This window comes from Massilia puerhi (assembly GCF_009861485.1).
In genome coordinates, this window is record NZ_WOFW01000001.1 from 263,513 (window position 1) to 284,977 (window position 21,465).

At 64.5% G+C, this 21,465-nt stretch carries 20 protein-coding genes; 8 read left to right on the top strand and 12 right to left on the bottom strand.

From position 1 onward, the window contains the following. Positions 1-1,491 (top strand): autotransporter outer membrane beta-barrel domain-containing protein, encoded by a 1,491-nt coding sequence (locus tag GNT67_RS01135; RefSeq protein ID WP_159627810.1) that lies wholly within the window; start codon positions 1-3, stop codon positions 1,489-1,491. A gap of 197 nt (positions 1,492-1,688) precedes the next feature. Beyond that, the gene (locus tag GNT67_RS01140; RefSeq protein ID WP_147937319.1) at positions 1,689-1,895 is read left to right on the top strand and encodes a cold-shock protein; all 207 of its coding nucleotides are present in this window, start codon (positions 1,689-1,691) and stop codon (positions 1,893-1,895) included. A 130-nt stretch (positions 1,896-2,025) separates the two neighbouring features. On the opposite strand, the gene GNT67_RS01145 is transcribed toward GNT67_RS01140, so the two are convergent. Further along, the gene (locus GNT67_RS01145; RefSeq protein WP_159627812.1) at positions 2,026-3,435 is read right to left on the bottom strand and encodes a hypothetical protein; all 1,410 of its coding nucleotides are present in this window, start codon (positions 3,433-3,435) and stop codon (positions 2,026-2,028) included. Positions 3,436-3,648: 213 nt separating this feature from the next. On the opposite strand from GNT67_RS01145, the gene GNT67_RS01150 reads away from it, so the two are divergent. Beyond that, entirely contained in the window at positions 3,649-4,050 is a 402-nt protein-coding gene (locus GNT67_RS01150; protein ID WP_159627814.1) for a hypothetical protein, read from the top strand. 56 nt (positions 4,051-4,106) lie between these two features. Here GNT67_RS01150 and GNT67_RS01155 read toward each other — a convergent pair whose 3' ends face one another. The 4 genes from GNT67_RS01155 to GNT67_RS01170 form a co-directional block, all read right to left on the bottom strand. Further along, positions 4,107-4,547 (bottom strand): gamma-butyrobetaine hydroxylase family protein, encoded by a 441-nt coding sequence (locus GNT67_RS01155; RefSeq protein ID WP_159627816.1) that lies wholly within the window; start codon positions 4,545-4,547, stop codon positions 4,107-4,109. A gap of 3 nt (positions 4,548-4,550) precedes the next feature. Beyond that, complete coding sequence (locus GNT67_RS01160) at positions 4,551-4,991, bottom strand: HIT family protein (protein ID WP_159627818.1); 441 nt, start codon at positions 4,989-4,991, stop codon at positions 4,551-4,553. Beyond that, positions 4,988-9,007 (bottom strand): DUF3683 domain-containing protein, encoded by a 4,020-nt coding sequence (locus GNT67_RS01165; RefSeq protein WP_159627820.1) that lies wholly within the window; start codon positions 9,005-9,007, stop codon positions 4,988-4,990. The genes GNT67_RS01160 and GNT67_RS01165 overlap by 4 nt, the downstream gene beginning before the upstream one ends. 233 nt (positions 9,008-9,240) lie before the next feature. Next, positions 9,241-9,744, bottom strand: a complete 504-nt coding sequence (locus tag GNT67_RS01170; protein WP_159627822.1) for a YqaA family protein — start codon at positions 9,742-9,744, stop codon at positions 9,241-9,243. Between the two features lie 205 nt (positions 9,745-9,949). Here GNT67_RS01170 and ilvA point away from each other — a divergent pair, with 205 nt between their 5' ends. The 5 genes from ilvA (at position 9,950) to rapZ (ending at position 15,180) form a co-directional block, all read left to right on the top strand. Continuing rightward, positions 9,950-11,488 carry a threonine ammonia-lyase, biosynthetic gene (gene ilvA, locus GNT67_RS01175; protein WP_159627824.1) on the top strand — a complete coding sequence of 513 codons (1,539 nt, stop codon included), beginning with the start codon at positions 9,950-9,952 and terminating at the stop codon, positions 11,486-11,488. A 69-nt stretch (positions 11,489-11,557) separates the two neighbouring features. After that, positions 11,558-12,394 carry an NADPH-dependent 7-cyano-7-deazaguanine reductase QueF gene (gene queF, locus GNT67_RS01180; RefSeq protein WP_159627826.1) on the top strand — a complete coding sequence of 279 codons (837 nt, stop codon included), beginning with the start codon at positions 11,558-11,560 and terminating at the stop codon, positions 12,392-12,394. Positions 12,395-12,759: 365 nt separating this feature from the next. Further along, positions 12,760-13,242 (top strand): PTS sugar transporter subunit IIA, encoded by a 483-nt coding sequence (locus tag GNT67_RS01185; RefSeq protein WP_159627828.1) that lies wholly within the window; start codon positions 12,760-12,762, stop codon positions 13,240-13,242. 65 nt (positions 13,243-13,307) lie between these two features. Further along, positions 13,308-14,243 carry an HPr(Ser) kinase/phosphatase gene (hprK, locus tag GNT67_RS01190; RefSeq protein WP_005663306.1) on the top strand — a complete coding sequence of 312 codons (936 nt, stop codon included), beginning with the start codon at positions 13,308-13,310 and terminating at the stop codon, positions 14,241-14,243. 58 nt (positions 14,244-14,301) lie between these two features. Next, positions 14,302-15,180: an RNase adapter RapZ gene (rapZ, locus tag GNT67_RS01195; protein WP_159627830.1), complete on the top strand. Its 879-nt coding sequence runs from the start codon at positions 14,302-14,304 to the stop codon at positions 15,178-15,180. 18 nt (positions 15,181-15,198) lie between these two features. Here rapZ and GNT67_RS01200 read toward each other — a convergent pair whose 3' ends face one another. From GNT67_RS01200 to lptC, 7 genes are all read right to left on the bottom strand, one after another. Next, entirely contained in the window at positions 15,199-16,269 is a 1,071-nt protein-coding gene (locus GNT67_RS01200; protein WP_159627832.1) for a DUF5694 domain-containing protein, read from the bottom strand. A gap of 84 nt (positions 16,270-16,353) precedes the next feature. Next, positions 16,354-17,439, bottom strand: coding sequence for an enoyl-CoA hydratase/isomerase family protein (locus GNT67_RS01205; RefSeq protein WP_159627834.1), 1,086 nt, complete (start codon positions 17,437-17,439; stop codon positions 16,354-16,356). A gap of 121 nt (positions 17,440-17,560) precedes the next feature. Next, positions 17,561-17,923 (bottom strand): ribosome hibernation-promoting factor, HPF/YfiA family, encoded by a 363-nt coding sequence (gene hpf, locus GNT67_RS01210; protein ID WP_159627836.1) that lies wholly within the window; start codon positions 17,921-17,923, stop codon positions 17,561-17,563. 75 nt (positions 17,924-17,998) lie between these two features. Further along, positions 17,999-19,486, bottom strand: a complete 1,488-nt coding sequence (locus GNT67_RS01215) for an RNA polymerase factor sigma-54 (RefSeq protein ID WP_159627838.1) — start codon at positions 19,484-19,486, stop codon at positions 17,999-18,001. A gap of 14 nt (positions 19,487-19,500) precedes the next feature. Then, positions 19,501-20,253, bottom strand: coding sequence for an LPS export ABC transporter ATP-binding protein (gene lptB / locus GNT67_RS01220; protein ID WP_159628436.1), 753 nt, complete (start codon positions 20,251-20,253; stop codon positions 19,501-19,503). 11 nt (positions 20,254-20,264) lie between these two features. After that, positions 20,265-20,813 (bottom strand): lipopolysaccharide transport periplasmic protein LptA, encoded by a 549-nt coding sequence (lptA, locus tag GNT67_RS01225; protein WP_159627840.1) that lies wholly within the window; start codon positions 20,811-20,813, stop codon positions 20,265-20,267. A gap of 40 nt (positions 20,814-20,853) precedes the next feature. Then, entirely contained in the window at positions 20,854-21,462 is a 609-nt protein-coding gene (lptC, locus tag GNT67_RS01230) for an LPS export ABC transporter periplasmic protein LptC (protein ID WP_159627842.1), read from the bottom strand. Between the last annotated feature and the right edge of the window lie 3 nt (positions 21,463-21,465).

Below are 21,465 nucleotides of genomic sequence, written 5' to 3' on the forward strand. Positions count from 1 at the left end.
ATGTATCCACACGTCGCGCGGCTCGGCGCCGCCGGCCTGGCGGCCGCCCTCCTGGCGCCGCCCGTGCTCGCCCAACAAGCTGCTGCCGAGCCAGGCATGCAGGACCAACAGACCGAGCTGTCCCAACTCAAGGACGAACTGGCCGAACAGCGGGCACTGGTGAATCGTCTGGTGCTGGAACTGCAGGAGCAGCGCGAACAGCTGAAAAAAATCCAGGCGCCGGCCACGGCGCCGCCGATGGTGGCGGCGCGCGAGCGCATCGTCGAAGAAACCACGCCGCTGGCCGGCGCTCCGTTCGCCATCCCGACCGCGCTGGCCGACGGCGTGCTGCTGTCGCAGCAGCGCGGCACCGGCATGTCGATGACGGGCCAGGCGCCGGTGGCCCAGCCGCCGGTGCTGCCGCCGGCCGAAAGCGGCGTGGCGGCCCCATTGCCGCCGCAGCCGCGTCCGAACCAGCCGACCGTGCCGGCGCCCGGTCCGGCCCAGCAGGCGCCGCAGACGGCGCAGAACACCAACCGCCAGGAGCCGAACCGGCCGCCCGAAGTCGCGCCGATCGGCGATACGCCGGGCGTGCTGACCCAGCGTGGCACCTATGTGCTCGAGCCGTCGGTGCAGTATGGCTACTCGTCGAGCAACCGCGTGGCCCTGGTCGGCTACACGGTGATTCCCGCGATCCTGATCGGCCTGGTCGACGTGCGCGAGATCAAGCGCAACACCTTCACCACCGCCATCACCGGCCGCACCGGCATCAACAACCGGATGGAAGTCGAGGTCAAGGTGCCGTATGTGTACCGCTCGGACGCCACCGTCAGCCGCGAGCTGTTTACCGGCACCGCGGTCGAGCGCGTGTTCGACACCAGCGGCAAGGGCCTGGGCGACATCGAGGTCGCCGGCCGCTACCAGCTCAATAATGGCGGCGCCGACAAGGGCTATTACATCGCCGGCCTGCGCTACAAGAGCCGCACCGGGCGCGATCCGTTCGAGGTCGTCACCGATTGCGACCAGCGCTGCATCGGCGAGAACGTGACCGGCACCGGCCTGCCGCTGGACCTGCCGACCGGCTCGGGCTTCCATTCGCTGCAAGGCACCCTGACCTGGCTGTATCCATCGGATCCGGCGGTCTTCTTCGGCAACCTGAGCTACGTCCACAATTTCAAGCGCGACAATGTGACGCGCCTGGTGCGCAACGGCGTGCGCGAACCCCTGGGCGAACTGGAACCGGGTTATGTGCTCGGCTTTAACTTCGGCATGGGACTGGCGCTGAACGACAAGGCATCGCTCAGCCTGGGCTACGACCACAGCACGATCGCGCGCATGAAGCAGAACGGTTCGCCCGTGGCCGGCTCGGTGCGCACCCAGCTCGGTACCCTGCTTCTGGGCTATTCATACCGCTTGAGCCCCAAGCGTACACTCAATATCGCGGTGGGCGCCGGCGTGACCCGCGATACGCCTGATGTAACCCTTACCTTACGGGTTCCTATGACGTTCTGATCGGCGTCAAGCCCGCGTGGATAACATGCGGGCCCGCGTGACTTGTGGTAAATACGTATACGATTGAAAAATCTTGCTTCCGTTTTAAGAATTTGTCCTTATAATCAGTTTTGCAATGTAGCGCGTGACCCTGGTTTTTGTCCTAGGTACGCAAACAGGGCATCAACGACAAATAATTTTTTTTTGAGGGAATAAACATGGCTACTGGTATCGTCAAATGGTTCAACGACGCAAAAGGTTTTGGTTTCATCACGCCTGACGGCGGCGGCGAAGATCTGTTTGCACACTTCTCGGCGATCAACGCCAATGGCTTCAAATCGCTGCAGGAAAACCAGCGCGTGACCTTCGATGTCACCACCGGCCCTAAGGGCAAGCAAGCCGCAAACATCCAGCCACAGGCTTGATGCTGCACGAGCCCGCCACGGCGGGCTTGCAAAAGACAAGAGCACATCCGCGGATGTGCTCTTTTTGTTTGACCGTACCTCGCATCAGGCTGCGCAATTGCTTTCTTCAGCACCGACGCGAACAGCGTCTTTAGCGCCGGTTCAAACCGATCGCCGCGCTGTCATGCGATGCGTTGCGGCCGTCGGTCAACGACGCCAGGCGCAGGACCAGTTGGGCCCGGCCCTCGCGCACCGCGTTGAGCACGTCCGGCGCATCCCATTCGCCCATGAAGGACCCGCTGATATTGCCGGTGCTGGCGCTGGCCCCGTCCGCCAATCCCTTGTTGCCGAAGAAGGCGTGGAGCGGACGGCGCCCGGACTCGGCCAGCGGCGCCTGCTCCCCCTTCACGAACAGCTGGGCGTCGAAGCGCGCATGGGCCAGGGTCACCCCCGACCGGTTGGTGAGGTCAAGGAAGATGCCGACCTTGTCCCTGCCCCAGCTGTCCTTGTGGAGCCGCAGCGCGAGCTTGTTCACGTCGATGCGGCTATCGCCCAGCACCACGTGTTCGCCCGCCGCGAAGCGTTCGCGGTAGGCGGCCACGTCGAGCGTCGGCTGGGCCGGCCGCAAGGCGGCGGCCTCGCGCTCGCCGCCGATGGCCGGCCAGGCCGGTGCATCTGCGCCGAATGCCTGCCGGCGGCCATCGGACACCTCGGCCACGCGCAATACCAGGACGCGCTCTGATCCATTGATGGCGTCCGGCACGCTGAAGCTGTCGTTGCCGAACAGGCCGATCCGGCTGGTCGCGCTGGCGCCTGGGGCCAGGCCGCTGTCGCCCAGTCCCAGGTAGAGTGCGCGCGCCCCCAGGCCGCGACCGTTGCCGGTATCGACCACCGGCGTCGATTCGCCGTTCACGTACAGGCGCGCCTCCAGCTTGGCCGAGGCAATGGTGCGCTCCGAGGTATTGCGCACCGTGACGGTGATCCTGGGCTCGAGCCGGTCGAAGCGGTCCTTGGCGTAAGTGAATTCGACCGCCTCCAGCGCCAGCACGTCGTTGCCCAGGCCAATGTGCCTGGAGGATGGAGCCGGCGCCACCGGCGCCGGACTGGCGCGCTGTGTGGGAGCGGCCTCGGCGCTCACACGGCTTTCCCGCCTGGACTCGGCCGGCTGGCGCACGGCCGGCGGGGTCACCGCATCGGGCGCGCCGCCGGCCAATTGCCCGTGCGGGTCGGCGAGCTCGGGCGCTCTCGACGGCAAGGGCCGCAACACCCACCATGCAATGGCCAGCACCAGTCCCAGCACCAGCAGCGTTTTCAAGGGGTGCTGGCGGCGCCTGGCGCGCGCCTTATGCTGCGCCCGCTCTTGCTCCACGCGCATGGCGATGGCGTGCACCTGCTGCAGCTCAGCGCACACGGCCTGGCATTTGCCAAGATAGTCGTCGCTATCCTCCAATACGAAATCTTCCTCGTGCACGCTGCGGTTGCGCACCCGCGCCAGATAGGCGATGCGCTGCTGCAGTGGCTGCGGGATCTGATAACGCGCGCTGTCGAGTTTTTCGCGCATCCCGCGCCCGGTGCCACCAAACTGTTCAGTCAGGATTCGCTCAATAGATTTCGCACCGGCAATAATCTTGTTAAGATCGGTCATTGTTGATTGTTGTATTAATAGGGGCGGCGCATGTTAAAACAGCTGAAATCTTTCTTTAGTGCAAAGAATAGCCACTCTACACCTGCTGGATGGACAGATGAAAGCTGGAGTCCCGCTGAATATGAAAAAATGTTGAAGAGTGACAACAGCAGTACCGTGACTCCCTTGTTCACCCTGGGCGCGGCGGCGACGGACAGCGACAGCGATTCCATGATGGATTTCTCGCCCGCCGTGAATGTCGATGGCACGCCGATGATCGGCGATACGGACATCCATGGCAATCCCTTCGGCGTCACCAGCTCGCACGCGAGCGGTTTCGACGAACCGGCATTCAATATCGATGGCGCCATGATGATGGGCGACTTCGACATCAACGGTAATCCATATGGGGTGACGAGCGATTATTCGTTCAGCGATTCGTCATCCGACAGTGGGTGGTCGTCCGACAGCAGCTGGTCGTCCGGCAGCAGTTTCGATAGCGGCAGCAGTTTCGACAGCGGCAGCAGCTGGTCGTCCGACGACCGTTTTTGAGCCGCCCCAGGCGCGGCGTGCCCATGAAAAAAGCGCCCCGAAGAGCGCCTGGATTCTTACTTGCAGCCGCAGCCGCCAGAGCCGCAACCACCGCCGCCACCCGTGGCAGGCTGGCTGCCCGGCAGCACCGTGCCCGGCGCACGTCCGGATGCTTCGTCAAAGCCCGCCGCCTGCAGCCGGCCCAGGTACTGCTGCCACAGCGATGCCTGGCTGCGGCCCAGCTCGTACAAATAATCCCAGCTGAAGATGCCGGTGTCGTGGCCGTCCGAGAAAGTCGGCTTGATCGCGTAGTTGCCAACCTGCTCGACATCGGCGATGCCGACGTCGCGCTTGCCGACCTGCAGCACTTCCTGGCCCGGGCCATGGCCCTTCACTTCGGCCGACGGCGAGTACACGCGCATCAGTTCGAACGGGATCGAATAGGCGCTGCCGTCGTCATAGGCGATGTCGAGCACACGCGATTTCTGGTGGACGGTCAGTTCGGTTGGGTTAGGCATGAATCAATTCTCTACTTGGTTAAGACGGCGCGCGATGGCGGCGCCCAGTTGTTCGGCCAGCGCGCGGCGCGCGGCCAGGATGTCGTGTTCGGTCGTGCGCACCGCCTGCGCCCATACGGGCGCCGGGAAGTGGGCGTCGTCCGCATAGCGCGGAATGATATGCCAGTGCAGGTGCGGCACCACATTGCCCAGGCTGGCCAGATTGACCTTCAGCGGCTGCATGACGTCGCGCACCGCCTGTTCGACCTGGAACACGGCCTCGTTCACCAGCAGGCGGTCGGCGCGCGATAGATCGCTCATCTCGCGCACATGATCGTGCCAGATCACCCGGCAAAAGCCGGGATAGCTGGCGTCGTCCACGACGATGACGCTGAACTTGTCGCCGGCCCAGGCCGCAGGCACGGACAGGTTGCACAGCTCGCAGCCAGGCTCCCTGGCGCTCATACCAGCACCCGCTCGATGCCGCCGTTATTGGCGCGCGCCACGTAGTCCGGCAGCCAGTTCTCGCCCAGCAGGTGCTTGGCGATCTCGACCACGATGTAGTCGGCGGTGGTGCCCGAATCGTCGTTGTAGCGCGAGAGGCCCTGCAGGCAGGACGGGCAGCTGGTCAGGATCTTCACATCGCCCGTGAAGCCGTCGGCGCGCAGTTTATCGGCGCCCTTGACCATCTCGACTTCCTTGCGCGAACGCACCTGGGTCGAGATGTCGGGACGGGACACGGCGAACGTGCCCGACTCGCCGCAGCAGCGATCGTTCTTCTCGATCTTGACGTTATCGACCGTCGAGACCAGCGCGTTGACCGTCTTCATCGGATCCTGCAGCTTCATCGGCCCGTGGCAGGGGTCGTGGTACATATAGCGGGTACCGCTGACGCCCTCTAGTTTAATGCCCTTCTCCAGCAGGTATTCATGGATGTCCATGATGCGGCAGCCGGGGAAGATCTTGTCGAACTCATAGGTCGCCAGCTGGTCGTAGCAGGTGCCGCACGAGACCAGCACGGTCTTGATGTCGAGGTAGTTGAGCGTATTGGCCATGCGGTGGAACAGCACGCGGTTATCCGTCATCATCTTGTCGGCCTTGTCGTACTGGCCGGCGCCGCGCTGCGGATAGCCGCAGCACAGGTAGCCCGGCGGCAGCACGGTCTGCACGCCCACTTCCCACAACATCGCCTGCGTGGCCAGGCCCACCTGCGAGAACAGGCGCTCCGAGCCGCAGCCCGGGAAGTAGAACACCGCTTCGGTGTCGGCCGTGGTCTTCTTGGGGTTGCGGATGATCGGGACGATCTTGTCGTCCTCGATGTCGAGCAGCGCGCGCGCGGTCTTCTTGGGCAGGTTGCCCGGCATCTTCTTGTTGATGAAGTGGATCACCTGCTCGCGCACGGGCGCCTTGCCGACCGTCGGCGGCGGCGCCGCGGTCTGCGGCTTCGACAGCGATTTCAACATGCGGTTGCCGAAGCGCTGGGCCTTGAAGCCGAAGTCGATCATCACCTTGCGCGTGGCGTTGATGGTGGTCGGATCGGTCGCGTTCAGGAAGAACATCGCCGCGCGGTTGGCCGGCTTGAAGCTGCGCTTGTCCATCTTGCGCAGCAGGTTACGCATATTCATCGACACGTCGCCGAAGTCGATATTGACCGGACAGGGCGTGACGCACTTGTGGCACACGGTGCAGTGGTCGGACACGTCCTCGAATTCTTCCCAGTGGCGCAGCGAGACGCCGCGCCGGGTCTGTTCTTCGTACAGGAAGGCCTCGATCAGCGCCGACGTGGCCAGGATCTTGTCGCGCGGCGAATACAGCAGGTTCGCGCCCGGCACGTGGGTCGTGCACACCGGCTTGCATTTGCCGCAGCGCAGGCAGTCCTTGATGCTGTGGGCGATCTCGCCGATATCGCTCTGCTGCATGATCAGCGATTCGTGGCCCATCAGGCCGAACGACGGCGTGTAGGCGTTGCGCAGGTCGGCGTGGGCGCCATCGAGATTGAGCAGCTTGCCCTTGTTGAAGCGGCCTTCCGGATCGACCCGCGCCTTGTAGTCGCGGAATTCCTGGATTTCTTCGTCCATCAGGAATTCGAGCTTGGTGATGCCGATGCCGTGCTCGCCCGAGATCACGCCGTCCAGCGAACGGGCCAGCTTCATGATGCGCTCGACCGCCTTGTGCGCGTCCTGCAGCATCGCGTAGTCGTCCGAGTTCACCGGCAGGTTGGTGTGCACATTGCCGTCGCCGGCGTGCATGTGCAGGGCGACGAACACGCGCGAGCGCAGCACCCGCTTGTGGATCGCGGTGGCCTCGTCGAGGATGCACTTGTAGGCCGCGCCATTGAAGATCTGGCGCAGCGGCGCGCGCACTTCGGCCTTCCACGAGACGCGCACCGTGTGGTCTTGCACCGCGTCGAACAGGCGCGCATCGGGCTGGATCGCAAGGCGCGCATCGATCGCCGCCGACAGGTGGTCCAGGCCGAGCGACTCGAGCTGATGGCGCACCTCGCCCAGCCGCGCATCGAGGTTGGCCAGGATAAAGGTCCAGCGCTTGTCGACCAGGTCGACCAGGGCGCGCGCCTGCAGCGGGCGGTCGCCCATGATCTCGTCGCGGTCGACCGCGTCGCCGCTGGCGTCGTCGCTCTTCTCGAGCGGCAGGTGGTCGCTGGCGAGATAGGCGCGCAGCTGGTCCACCAGCTGCAGCTTGTTCTTGATCGACAGCTCGACATTGATGCGCTCGATGCCGTCGGTGTATTCGCCCATCCGGTTCAAGGGGATGACCACGTCTTCATTGATCTTGAAGGCGTTGGTGTGGCGCGCGATGGCCGCGGTGCGGGCGCGGTCGAGCCAGAATTTCTTGCGCGCTTCCGGGCTGACGGCGACAAAGCCTTCGCCCACGCGGGTATTGGCCAGGCGCACGACTTCCGAGGCGGCGATCGCCACCGCGTTCTCGTCGTCGCCCACGATGTCGCCGAACAGCGCCATCTTGGGCAGTACGCCGCGTTTCGACTTGGTGGCGTAGCCGACCGCGCGCAGGTAGCGCTCGTCCAGGTGTTCCAGGCCGGCCAGCCGCAGCGTGGAAAACGCCGGGTCGCCGTTCTTCGGCAGGCTGTCCAGGTAATCCTTGATCTCGACGATCGACGGGATCGCGTCGCGCGCCTGGCCGAAGAACTCCAGCGCCACGGTGCGGGTGAACTTGGGCATCTTGTGCAGGATCCAGCGGCCGGACGTGATCAGGCCGTCGGTGCCCTCTTTCTGGATGCCGGGCAGGCCGGCCAGGAATTTATCGGTGACGTCCTTGCCCAGGCCCTCCTTGCGGAAGCGCCTGCCCTCGATGGTCAGCGTCTCGGTGCGAAACGGCGCGCCTTTCGGGGCGCCCTTGAGCGAGGGATGGGTCCATTCGAGCAGGAATTCGGCGGTCGGCGCGTCGTGGATCTTGCCCAGGTTGTGGCCGATGCGGGTGACGTCAAGCCAGTCGCCATTCGGGTCGACCATGCGCCACGAGGCCAGGTTGTCCAGCGCCGTGCCCCACAACACGGCCTTCTTGCCGCCCGCGTTCATCGCGATATTGCCGCCCACGCAAGAGGCATGGGCCGAGGTCGGGTCCACCGCGAACACGAAGCCGGCCTTCTCGGCCGCCTGCGACACGCGCTGGGTGACCACGCCGGCATAGGTGTGGATGGTCGCGTATTCGCGGTCCAGGCCCGGCATGGCGGTCATCTCGACCTCGCCGATGCCGATCAGCTTCTCGGTGTTGATCACGGCCGACATTGGCGTGAGCGGAATCGCGCCGCCGGTGTAGCCGGTGCCGCCGCCGCGCGGGATAATGGTCAATCCGAGTTCGATGCAGCCCTTGACCAAGCCCGCCATCTCGTCTTCGGTGTCGGGCACCAGCACCAGGAAGGGATATTCGACGCGCCAGTCGGTGGCGTCGGTCACGTGCGAGGTGCGGTGCATGCCGTCGAAACGGATATTGCGCTTGTCGGTGTAGGCGCCCAGCACCTTCACGGCGCGCTTGCGCAGGTCGTAGGTCTCGGCGAACTCGCGCCCGAAGTCGTCCACCGCGCGGCGCGCGGCCGCCAGCAGTTGTTCGACGGCGGCGCTGCGGGTAGCCACCATGGCAGGGTCGCTGTCGGCCGAGGCGTCGAGCGCATCGACCGTGGTGCGGCGCTTGTCGATCTCGGCCAGGCGGTGGTGCAGCGCTTCGATCAGCTTGGCCCGGCGCTTCGGGTTGTCCAGCATGTCGTCCTGCAGGTAGGGATTGCGGCGCACCACCCAGATATCGCCCAGCACCTCGTACAGCATGCGCGCCGAACGGCCGGTCTGGCGCGCGCCGCGCAGGCTGTCGAGCAAGGCCCACGACGACTCACCGAGCAGGCGGATCACGATTTCGCGGTCCGAGAACGAAGTGTAGTTATAGGGGATCTCGCGCAGGCGCGCAGGAGCATTATCGGCAAGCAGGGTATGGATGTGTGCGGGGGCGTTCATGAATTCTGGTCGACGATCGGACAGGCCCGAAGGACGTTCATTCTAGCTTATTGCGTTGCACCACGCTCGGGTAATGCCCGGCACGCCATTCCGGACGTCACAACAAAATGTCTATACTAGTTATAAATACCAAACTTAATTTGCCGGCAAGTCCTGTGATGCATCATTCATCATGCCGCACGATCCAAACAGCATATGTCATCCGGCGTTGCACATCGGTGAATGCGCTGCGCTCAACCGGTGATCCGGGTCAGCATGGCGCCCAGATTGGTCCAGAAGCTGTCCGGGATATACAGCAGCGCCAGCGTCATGGTCAGGTAGCGCATGAACTTGCCGATCGCCATATACAGCACGCTGGGCCAGAATGGCAGGTGCAGCCAGCCGGCCAGGGTGCACAAGGGATCGCCGATGCCCGGCAGCCACGATAGCAGCATGGTCTTGGCGCCATAGCGCTTGAGCCAGCCGAACCAGCGGCTCTGGCGCTCCTTGGCAAAGGCGACCTTGGCGCGGTAGCCGAGAAAGTAATCGAAGGCGCCGCCCAGCGTATTGCCGAGGGTACCGACCAGGATTGCCGGCCAGAACATGTCAGGATTGGCCTTGATGACCGCGAACACGGCCGGCTCGGACCCGAGCGGCAGCAAGGTGGCCGAGACGAAGCTGACGATGAAGATGGACGTCAGCCCGACGGTCGGTGCAGCCAGGAAGTCAAGCAACCATTGAACAGCGGATTCGATCATGCGGGCTCGATTGGCGCCCTCGCGGTTGCCTGGTGGTGATAATAGGGCTCCATTATAATGATCCGGTATATTCGTCACGACACGATACGACGAGCCTGTCATCCAGCCACTCGTATCGACCTTTGCGCCACGGTCACCCACCCTAGCGGAACAGTTCGCGTCGTCCGTCCCGCCGGCTTTACTGGCTGACTTTTGCACTCCGACCATGACTACCGACTATCTCAGAAAAATCCTGACCGCCCGCGTCTACGACGTGGCTGAACAAACGCCGCTCGACCTGGCCCCGACCCTGTCCGAACGCATGGGCAACCGCATTTATTTCAAGCGCGAAGACATGCAGAGCGTGTTCAGCTTCAAGCTGCGCGGCGCCTACAACAAGATGGCGAACCTGACGCCCGAGCAGCTCAAGCGCGGCGTGATCTGCGCCTCGGCCGGCAACCATGCCCAGGGCGTGGCGCTGTCGGCCTGCCGCCTCGGCTGCCGCGCCCTGATCGTGATGCCGACCACCACCCCGCAAGTGAAGATCGACGCGGTCAAGGCGCGTGGCGGCGCCAGCGTCGAGGTGGTGCTGCACGGCGACTCGTACACCGACGCCTACAACCACGCCCTGCTGCTGGAAAAGGAACAGCGCCTGACCTTCGTCCACCCCTTCGACGATCCGGACGTGATCGCCGGCCAGGGCACGATTGGCATGGAAATCCTGCGCCAGCTGTCGAGCCCGATCCACGCGATCTTCGTGGCCATCGGCGGCGGCGGCCTGATCGCGGGCATTGGCGCGTATGTGAAACAGATCCGGCCCGACATCAAGATCATCGGCGTGCAAACGCTCGACTCGGACGCCATGGCGCGCAGCCTGAAGGCGGGCGAGCGCGTCACGCTCACCGACGTCGGCCTGTTCTCGGACGGCACCGCGGTGCGCCTGGTGGGCGAGGAAACCTTCCGCATCGCCCAGCAGGTGGTCGACGAGATCATCCTGGTCGATACCGACGCCATCTGCGCCGCGATCCAGGACGTGTTCCAGGATACGCGCAGCATCCTCGAGCCGGCCGGCGCGCTGGCGGTGGCGGGCGCCAAGGCCTATATCGAGCGTTCGCAAATGAACCGCGAGCCGATCAGGAACGAAACCCTGGTGGCGGTGGCCTGCGGCGCCAATATGAACTTCGACCGCCTGCGCTTCGTGGCCGAACGCGCCGAGCTGGGCGAATCGCGCGAGGCGGTGTTCGCCGTGACCGTGCCCGAGCAGCGCGGCAGCTTCCGCCGTTTCTGCGCCCTGGTCGGGCCGCGCAATATCACCGAGTTCAATTACCGCATCAGCCATGCGAACGAGGCCCATGTCTTTGTCGGCGCGCAGGTGAGCAGCCGCAGCGAATCGGGACTGCTGACGCGCACCTTCGAGGAACATGGCTACAAGACGCTCGACCTGACCTATGACGAGCTGGCCAAGCTGCATATCCGTCACCTGGTGGGCGGTAAAAGTTCGCTGGCGCATGACGAATTGCTGTATCGTTTCGAGTTCCCTGAACGGCCGGGTGCGCTGATGTGCTTCCTGGACAGCATGGCGCCGAACTGGAATATCTCGCTATTCCATTACCGTAACCAGGGCGGCGATGTGGGCCGCATCCTGGTCGGATTGCAGGTGCCGCAGGCGGAGATGGATGAATTCCGCCAGTTCCTGGCCTCGCTGGGTTACCGGTACTGGGATGAGAGCGGCAATCCTGTGTACAAATTATTTTTGGGGGCTTAGGCCTCGGCTTACTGTTGGGGCGTTGATGCCCCTGTTGAACGCGTGGACGGCAGAGCCGTCCACCCTACTATGAATACTCCTGATCAATCGCCACTTGGCAAATCTTCTGCTTACCAGAGCCAGTACGCGCCGGACCTGCTGTTCCCGATCGCGCGCCAGCAAAAGCGCGACGAGCTCGGCCTGACCGCTGGCGCCGGTACCCTGCCCTTCTTCGGGGTCGACATCTGGAACGCCTATGAGCTGTCGTGGCTGAACATGCGCGGCAAGCCGCAGGTCGCGATCGCGACCGTGACGGCGCCGGCCGATTCGCCCAATATCATCGAATCGAAATCGTTCAAGTTGTACCTGAACTCATTCAACCAGACCCGCCTGGCCGGCCCGGACGCCCTGCTGGCCCTGCTGCGCGACGACCTGTCGAACGGCTTCGGCGCGCCGGTCCACGTCACCCTGACCAGTCCGGAAAACTTCGGCGCCATCCGCATGGGCGAACTCGAAGGCACGCTGCTGGACCGGCTCGACATCGAGGTCGACGCCTATTCGCCGGCCCCGCAACTGCTCAAGGCGAACCACGACGACGCGCCGGTCGAGGAAACCCTGGTGTCGCACCTGCTCAAGTCCAACTGCCTGGTGACCGGGCAACCCGACTGGGGCACGGTGCAGATCCGCTATATCGGCCCGCAAATCGAACAGGAAGGCTTGCTGAAATACCTGATCGGCTTCCGCGAGCACAACGAGTTCCATGAGCAGTGTGTCGAGCGCATCTTCATGGACGTGCTGCGCCAGTGCCAGCCGAGCAAGCTGGCGGTCTATGCCCGCTACACGCGGCGCGGCGGCCTGGACATCAACCCGTGGCGGGCGAATTTCAGTACTGGCAAACCAGGCAACCTGCGTGGCGCGCGCCAGTAAATACCGAGTTTCTGACAGGATACTCCACGCACGCTTGTACGTTTTAGGCGACAGCCATGCGCCGTGCATGGCATCACCTTTTGCTATACGATATTGAACCCGCCGCCTGTTTTTTAAGCAAAACACTGAGCATTCATCGGCCAATCGGACCACCGGCATACGATTGCTGGCCCGGGTTGCTGATTCGTTGAGGAAATTGCGTAACGCCGTTGATGTTAATCAACTACTTGGTTATCCCGTTTCGACGGGTATCGTGCGGTAGTCTGGCGAGAAGGCCAAACTGTCGCGAATTCGAGTGTCTCGGGTCTCAAACAGGCCTATAATCCGTGCTCGCAAGCACTCCACGCGTGCATCGCACCCACGTTATGACGAACCTAAGCAAAATCCTCTCGCTCGAGAACGTCCAGCTCGACATCGAAGTGTCGAGCAAAAAACGGGCCTTCGAGCAAGCCGGCCTGATCTTCGAGAACAACTGCGGCATCGCCCGCTCGATCGTCTCGGACAACCTGTTCGCCCGTGAACGCCTCGGCTCGACCGGCCTCGGCCATGGCGTCGCCGTCCCGCACGGCCGCATCAAGGGCAGCAAGAGCCTCAAGTCGCCGCTGGCCGCCTTCGTGCGCCTGAAAGAAGCGATTCCGTTCGAGTCGCCCGACGGCCAGCCGGTGAGCCTGCTGTTCTTCCTGCTCATCCCTGACCACGTTACCCAGCAGCACCTCGAGATCCTGTCCGAGATCGCCGAACTGTTCTCCGACGAGTCGGTGCGCACCGCCCTGGCGACCGATCCCGATCCGAAATCGGTGCATGACCGCATTATCAACTGGCAACCCAGCCTGCAGGCTCTGGGTTAAACTGACCGTCTGCTGAACGCGCGGCATCGGGCCGCGCGTCATTATTTGCGACGACGACAATGCCCATGCTGCAGTCTCCGCTGACCATTCAACGGCTGTACGACGACAACCGCGACAGCCTGCAACTTGGCTGGTTCGCGGGCTTTCCCGGCGGCGAACGCCAGATTGCCGGCGACGCCGCCTCGGCCGCCGACCAGGTCGGTCACCTGAACCTGATCCACCCGGGCCGCATCCAGGTATTCGGCCACCAGGAACTCGATTACTACCACCGCCTCAAGGCCAATTCGCGCAGCCACGTGGTCGGCGAACTGATCGGCGGCGGCCCGCCGGCGCTGATCATCGCGCAGGGCCTGGAAACCCCGCCCGACATCCTGGCCATCTGCGACGAGCAGAACATCCCGCTATTCTCGACCCCGTTGCCGGCGGCGCAGGTGATCGACTTCCTGCGCGTATATCTGTCCAAGAAGCTGGCCCAGCGCGTGATCATGCACGGCGTGTTCATGGACGTACTGGGCGTGGGCGTGCTGATCACGGGCGATTCGGGCCTCGGCAAGAGCGAACTGGGCCTGGAACTGATCTCGCGCTCGCACGGCCTGGTGGCCGACGACGCCGTGGAATTCTCGCGCATCGCGCCGAACATGATCGAGGGCCGCTGCCCGCCGCTGCTGCAGAACCTGCTCGAGGTGCGCGGCCTGGGCCTGCTGGACATCAAGGCGATCTTCGGCGAGACGGCGGTGCGACGCAAGATGCGCCTGAAGCTGATCGTGCACCTGGTCAAGCGCGGCGCGCTGGACGAAGAGGTCGAGCGCCTGCCCTTCCACTTCCCGACCGAGGACGTGCTGGGCCTGCCGATCCGCAAGGTCGTCATTCCCGTGGCGGCCGGCCGCAATATCGCGGTGCTGCTCGAGGCGGCCGTGCGCAACACCATCCTGCAACTGCGCGGCATCGACACCCTGCAGGAATTCATGGAACGCCAGCGCCAGGCCATGAGCGCCGACTGAACCAGCCAGTCCATTGTTGCGGTGTGCCATGTGCTCGCGGTTGCGGTATCATCGCCGCATGCACATCGTCCTTATCACCGGCATCTCGGGCTCGGGCAAGTCGGTCGCCCTGAATGTCCTGGAAGACGCGGGTTACTACTGCGTCGACAACCTGCCGCCGGCCCTGCTGCCGGCCCTGATCCATACCGTCAACGAGACCGGCGCCGGCAAGATCGCGGTCGCGGTCGACGCGCGCAGCGCCGAATCGCTGGTCGAGCTACCCGTCAACGTGCGCCGCCTGCGCGAGGATGGCCACGCGGTCAAGGTCATGTTCCTGACCTCGAGCACCCATTCGCTGGTGGCGCGCTTTTCGGAAACCCGGCGCAGCCATCCGCTGTCGCACGAACTGCGGCCCGGCGAGAATCCAGCCTCGCGCCGCACCCTGATCGAATGCATCGCCGAAGAGCGCGAGCGCCTGTCGTCGATCGAGAACCTGGGCCATGTGATCGACACCTCGGAACTCTCGGCCAACAAGCTGCGCGGCTGGATCAAGGAGCTCGCCGAGGTCGACCATGCGCCGCTGACGCTGTTCTTCGAGTCGTTCGCGTTCAAGGTCGGGGTGCCGCTCGACGCCGACTTCGTGTTCGACGTGCGCGCGATCCCGAATCCGTACTACGACCTGGCCTTGCGTCCGCTCACGGGCAAGGATCAGCCGGTGATCGCCTTCCTGGATGCCCAGCCGAGCGCGATCGAGATGCTGGCCGATATCCGCGCCTTCGTCGCCAAGTGGCTGCCGTCGTTCAAGACCGACAACCGCAGCTACCTGACGGTGGCGGTGGGCTGCACCGGCGGCCAGCATCGCTCGGTGTACATGGCCGAACATCTCGGTGCGCACTTCGCCGAGACCGAGCGCGTGATCGTGCGGCATCGGGAGCAGCCGAAGAATCCGACGGCGTAAGGACTGGCCAGCGCCGGATCAACGCAGCAACGGCGCCGTATCGACCAGCCGCACATCATGCATCTGGTGCAGGTAGGCTTCCAGGTAACCCTTGTGCGAGGCCCCGACGATGACCAGCAAGCGCGTGCCCGGCATGACGCCCACCACATCGCGGATATTCGCCGCCATGCGCAGGTTGCGCGTTTCCCAGTAACCCACGTAGTTGCGGCCGAAGCGCTGCGCCGACGGTTCGTTCAGCGCCGCACCGAAGTCGATCTCGAAGCTCGCCGCCACATGCGGCGGCGAATTGTAGGCGCGGTACATCGCCAGCAGGCCTTGCGCGCTGCCCACGCCCCGGTCGAGGATCTCGTCCTCGTGCTTGCGCCGGGCATTGGCCGGATTGTCCCAAGCCTTCTCGATCGCCGCGCCAGCGGCCTTGCGATCGGCATACGGACGGCCCGCGGTCTGGTCGTCCATGGCGTACACGCGTTCATGGCCCAGGCGGGCCGCCAGCTGCGCCGCGATCATCACGCTTTCATTGGGAGCAACCTCCAGCGCCCGCAGCCGCTCGACCAGGACCCGGTCCAGGCCATCGCCGGCGCGCCGCTCGGCGGCGGGCAAACGCAGCCACTGGACCACGGCCGACGCCTCTTCGCCGCCGGCCAGGAACACGGCCGCCAGGCGCCGCCGCTGGACGGCCGACGGCGCCGCGGGCCATGCGGCCAGCAGTTTCTCGGCTTCGGCGCTCGCCTGCGGCACATCGAGCCCGGTCGCGGCCCTGGCCGGCGCCGTATCCGGGCAATAGCCGTCGACCGCCTCCCGGTAGCGCTCTGGATAGCGGCGCATGGCATCGCACTGCAATCCGGAGCGGTCTTCGACTGCGATGGCCTGCGGTTTCCAGGCCGCCAGCCGCTCGTTCAGCAAGGCCAGGCTCGACGGCTGGAAGGTCTTGGGCAGCTGCGACAGGTGGGGCGAACCGAGCACCATGATCTCGTTGACCGGCCCCGCCGCCGGCCCCTTGAGACGGCTCGGATCGAAGGCCGGCTGGTAATCCTGCGCGGCGGCGGCCCCGCACAAGGTCATCGGGATCAACAGGGCAAGCAGGCGCATCGGTCTTCCTTTCGGCTCATGAAGACCCGATGGTCACACCTCATCCACGCACTGTCACGCAAAAATGGATATGCACATCGTGGATTATGCGAGATGCCTGAGCGGATGCGCGTGCTCGGGCCACACCGGCGCGAAGAAGCGCGCCACCATCTCGGGCGTGACTTGCCCGAGCGTCGGCGGATTCCATTGCGGCGCATTGTCCTTGTCGATCACCAGCGCGCGCACCCCTTCGAGCACTTCGCCATGCTCGAAATTGCGGCGCACCAGCGAACGCTCCATGCGCAGGCAGTCGGCCACGCCGAGCACCGCGCCACGCGCCAGCAACTCGTGCGTGACGCACATCATCAGGGGCGAGCGCTGGCGCATCGCCGCCAAGGCTTTCTGGGCGAACGGCGTCGGGTCGGCTTCGAGCGAGTCCATGATCGCGGCCACCGACCCGGCGTCGAAGTGCGTATCGACCAGCGCACGCTGCGCCTGCAATCGACTCTCGCCCGCCGCTTGCGCGAAGGGGGCCGCGAAGGCGCGGATCGCCGCCGGCAGGTCGGCGCCGGGCGTGGCTGCGATCAGCGCCTGCAGGGCGGCCAGTTCGGCGCCTGGCACGAACACGTCGGCCAGGCCGATATACAGCGCGTCGGCGGCGCCGATCGTCAAGCCGGTCAGGCCCAGGTAGTGGCCAAGACGGCCCGGCGCATGCGACAGGAAATGGCTGCCGCCGACATCCGGGAACAGGCCGATATTCACTTCGGGCATCGCCATTTTCGTGCGCTCGGTCACGATGCGCAGCCCGCACGCCGGGCCGCCCTGGGCGATGCCCATGCCGCCGCCCATCACCACGCCATCCATGATGGCGATATACGGCTTGGGATAGAAATGGATCAGGTGGTTCAGCGCGTATTCTTCGGTGAAGAAATCCTCGAGCAGCGCGCTGCCGCCCATCGGCGTCGCATGCCCCACCTCATGGAAGAAGCGGATATCGCCGCCGGCGCACAAGGCTTTCTCGCTGCTGCTGGCGATGACGACCGCGTCGAGCGCGGCATCGGCTTGCCAGTCGCGCAGGATGGCGGTCAGCGCCCGCACCATCTCGAGCGACAGCGAATTGAGCGCCTTCGGGCGGTCCAGGGTGATGATGCCGGTGCGGTTGGCGATGCGGGTCAGGACGTGGTCGGTCATGGCATGGTCCGTAATGGAGAGACAAGCATTTTACCGAACCGACGCCACGCGCAACACCGGGAGGCTGGATGCAAAAAGGGCGTCCCCTCAGACGCCCTCAGCTAGTGTGCCCTGCGCCTGATCAGGCGACAGCAGCGTCTTCTTCGCCGCCGTGTTCCGGCATGCGTTTAATCGACGTGCGGCTATGGTCCTTCAGCATTTGCTTGTGTTTGAGAATTTGACGGTCCAGCTTGTCCATCAGCGTATCGATCGCGGCATACAGGTCTTGCGCGACGCTCGCCACGTGCAGGGTCTTGCCCGACACCTGGACGTTGATTTCTGCTTTCTGCCTTTTTTCTTTTTCAGTGAGGTTGTCAACGGCCAGGAACACATGGGTGTCAATTACCTGGTCAAAGTGGCGAATAATGCGTTCGAGCTTATTCTGAACATATTCACGGATGGCGGGGGTTACTTCGAGATGATGGCCACTGATTGTGAGGTTCATACACACTCCTTTGAAAATATTGCACCGTGTGGACCACCAGAACGCGACAAGGCACGGTTCGGATGGACGGCGCAGTTACAAGGACTTGCGAAGGCTTACAGGGGGTATCTTGAGGGCTTCCCGGTATTTTGCAACCGTGCGGCGCGCAATGACCATACCTTGTTCCCCGAGCATCTCCGCGATCTTGCTGTCGGATAAAGGGTTCCTAGGGTCTTCTGCTCCTGTCAATTGTGCAATGAGCGCACGGATTGCCGTCGAGGATGCTTCGCCTCCCGCCTCGGTGGCAACGTGGCTGCCGAAGAAATACTTCAACTCGAACATGCCGTGCGGGGTCAGCATGTATTTCTGCGTTGTGACACGAGAAATGGTGCTCTCGTGTAGGCCTAGTGTATCAGCAATCTCACGTAAAACAAGGGGACGCATGGCAACCGCGCCATGGGAGAAAAAGTTGCGCTGGCGCTCGACAATCGCTTCCGCCACACGCAGGATGGTGTCGAAACGCTGGCGCATATTCTTGATGAGCCACTTGGCTTCCTGCAGCTGCGCGCCCATTTGCGCCTCGCTCTTGCCCTGCTTGAGCAGGCTGGCGTACAGGCTGTTGACGCGCAGGCGCGGCATCACGTCCGGGTTCAATGTGACAGCCCATCCGCTCTTCGCGGGGCGCACGATCACGTCCGGCACCACGTAGTCCGAGACGTTGGCGGCAAAGGCCGCGCCGGGATGCGGATTGCACTGGCGGACCACGGCCTGCACCTCGCGCAGGTCTTCGTCGTCGCAGTCGAGCGCCTTTTTCAGCTTGCTGTATTCGCGCTGCGCGAACCAGCCCAGGTAGCCTTCGACGATGGTCAGGGCCATGCGCCGCGTCACCATGGCCACGCCCGGCATGCGCCGGATCTGCAGCGCCAGGCACTCGGCCGCGCTGCGCGCGCCGACGCCCACCGGATCCATGCTCTGGACCAGCGCCAGCGCGCAGCGCAGTTCTTCGATCTCGATCTCGAGTTCTTCGGGCATGCGGGCGTGGATCTCGTCGAGCGGCTCCTCCAGGTAGCCGTTGTCGTCGATCGCATCGATCACCAGCTCGGCCAGGGCGCGGTCGCGCGCCGACAGCGTCGCTTCGCGCACCTGCTCCATCAGGTGTTCGCGCAGGGTGATGGCGCAGGCCTCGAGCTGCGGACGGCCGTCTTCGTCCTCGCCGCCGCCGCCGGACGATCCCGAACCGCCGCCTTCGCTCCAGTCGGCATCGCCGCGCTCGCCGTCGGCGCCGCCCTCGAAGGCCTCGCCCTCCGCCGTCGGCGCCGGCGCGGCGTCACCCTCGGCCTGCGGGCCGGGCGCGGGCGGCGCCTCGGCGCTGGGTGGCGCGTTGTTGATGGCGCCATCGGCCAGCAGGCGCACCGAGCGGTCGAGCGGATCGTCGAGCCGTTCCAGCAAGGGGTTATCGCCCAGTATCTGCTCGATTTCCTGGTGCAGTTCGAGCGTCGACAACTGCAGCAGGCGGATCGATTGCTGCAGTTGCGGCGTGAGCGCCAGGTGCTGCGAGGTGCGAAGTTGCAGTGACTGTTTCATCGGGCCTCGATCACTTACATGCGGAAGTGTTCGCCGAGGTAGACGCGGCGCACCGACTCGTCGGCGATGATGTCGTCGGGCCGGCCGGAGGCCAGCACCGCGCCCTGGTTGATGATGTAGGCGCGGTCGCAGATGCCGAGCGTTTCGCGCACGTTGTGATCGGTGATCAGGACCCCGATCTTGCGCTCCTTGAGGAAGCGCACGATGCGCTGGATCTCGATCACGGCGATCGGATCGACGCCGGCGAACGGTTCGTCGAGCAGCACGAAGCGCGGATTGGTGGCCAGCGCGCGCGCGATCTCGACCCGGCGCCGTTCGCCGCCCGACAGCGACAGCGCCGGGTTCTCGCGCAGCTTCTCGATCTGCAGGTCGGCCAGCAGGGTGTCGAGGCGCTCGTTGATCTGGTCCCGGGACAGCGGCTTGCCGTTATCCTTCTGCAGCTCGAGCACGGCGCGGATGTTCTCTTCGACCGTCAGCTTGCGAAACACCGACGCCTCTTGCGGCAGGTACGACAGGCCCAGCACCGCGCGGCGGTGGATCGGCAGGCTGGTGATGTCGGTGCCGTTGATGTCGATCGAGCCGGCATCGGACGGCACCAGGCCGACGATCATGTAGAACGAGGTGGTCTTGCCGGCGCCGTTGGGGCCCAGGAGGCCGACCACTTCACCGCATTCGACCTGCAGCGAGACGTCGCGCACCACCAGCCGCTTGCCATAGCTTTTCTGCAGACCCTTGACCACCAGGGTGCTGCAATCGCCCAGTTCCATCGGGACTGCCGTCATTGGGCTCCTCCGGCCGGAGTGCGCTTGGGCGACAGGATCAGGGTGCCGCGCCCGCCGCCGGCCTTGGTCTGGCCGCTGACGTCGTTGCGCACGGTGGCCACTTCCTTGCGGCTGTCATACGAGATGAACGGGCCGGTGACCTGGTTGCTCAGGCGGTCGTTTTCCAGTTCCTTGATGAGGGCGTTCGAATACAGGCGCACCAGCTCGGCGCGCTCGTCGTACTCGATGCGCTCGGCCTGGCCTTCGACCCACAGGTTGGGGCCACCGTCGCGCTTCTGGCGGAACGTGGTGAGCTTGCCGTTGTTGGCGGTGAGCGTCACGGTCATGTAGCCTTCGGGCGTTTCCCGGACCACGGCGCGGTCGGCCTTGAGCAACAGCGTACCGCGGGTGAGGATCACGTTACCGGTGAGGGTGCGCACGCCGTTGACCCCATCGAGGTCGGCGGAATCGTATTCGACCTGCGCGGGCTTGAGCGAATCGGCGCGTTCGGCGGCTGCCGTCAGCGACAGCAGGGAAAGGAGTACGGCGGCAAATAATTTATTCATGATGGGAATGCTGATCCTGGGTTATCACGCGGCGCGGGGCTTACTGGCGTGAGCGTGGCGGATAGACGATCCGGCCGCGGCTGGACATGTGCACTTGCTGGGTGGCGTTGTTGGCGACCATGCCGGTGCCTTTCACGCTCGACGCCCCAAGCTGCATGTCGACCGGAAGGTCGGTCTTGACGATCTCTTCGTCGGGGAGCACGGTCAGTGCCTGGGTACGCAAGTGCAGCGACTCGCTCTGCGCCGTCTTCGGGCGCTGCAGGTCGACGTCGCCCATCAGTTCGACCCGATGCTCCTGGTGGAACACCTGCGCGTTCCTGGCGACCACCGTCATCGGCGGGCGGCCCGGCTCGACGCCGCGCAGCACCGGCGCATCGACGTGCGACACGTCGCCATTGGGGATATGCGCCAGGCGCTTGCCCGACAACAGATAACTCGGCTGGCCGTTCTCGGTCATGCGCACGAACGAGAAATTCTCGACGATGTAGTCCGGTTCGTCCGGCGGTCCGCCCAGCTGGGCGTCGATGTCGGAGGCCTGCATCAGCTGCAGCAGCCAGAAGCTGCCGAAGGCGAAGAAGGTGCCGATCACGATCATCGCCAGGAGATTCCAGCGATGCGCGGTACGCTTGTTTTGGACGATGGTGGCCATGCT